The organism is Actinospica durhamensis (assembly GCF_018139695.1).
Classification (GTDB): Bacteria; Actinomycetota; Actinomycetes; order Streptomycetales; family Catenulisporaceae; genus Actinospica; species Actinospica durhamensis.
The window spans coordinates 1-526 of record NZ_JAGSOG010000694.1 but is presented as its reverse complement, the minus strand read 5'-3'; the positions used below and the strand labels follow the sequence as shown (position 1 = coordinate 526).

Genomic DNA, 526 nt, shown 5'->3' with positions numbered 1-526 from the left:
TATCAGGGGCGTCACTACAGCATCGATGCGACGGAACGCGGCGAGCTGGTGGACGTCGCACGGCCGGTCCAGGAGACCGTGCCGATCTGGGTCGTCGGGCGCTGGCCGCGAGAGAAGTCGATGCGGCGTGCCGCGCGGTGTGACGGGGTCATCCCCGAGTTCGGTGCCGATCCGTTTGCGACGCCGACGCTGCAGGACCGGGCGGAGCTGCGGGCATGGTTGGCGGAGAACGGAGCGCGACCGGACATCGACGTGATTGCGGAAGGGCGGACGCACGCCGACGAGCCGAGCGACAGGGAACTTGTGGCCCGGCATGCCGAGGCGGGGTGCACGTGGTGGCTGGAGGTGCGCTGGGAGCAGACGGGCGAGGTCAGTCCGGTCGAGGAGATGCGTGCCCGGATCGCGGCGGGGCCGCCCCGGTAAAGCGATGAAAGGGAATGGGAACGTGGGAAAGGACGGGGAAGTTCGCGCAGGTGGGAGTGGGAGTGGGAGTGGGAGTGGGAGTGGGAGTGGGAGTGGGAGTGGG

1 protein-coding gene is annotated in these 526 nt (G+C 69.4%); it reads left to right on the top strand.

The window, feature by feature from the left end; all coding sequences use genetic code 11:
* Positions 1-423 (top strand): LLM class oxidoreductase (locus tag KDL01_RS41765; RefSeq protein WP_212534247.1); only part of this gene is annotated, 423 nt, incomplete at its 5' end.
* Between the last annotated feature and the right edge of the window lie 103 nt (positions 424-526).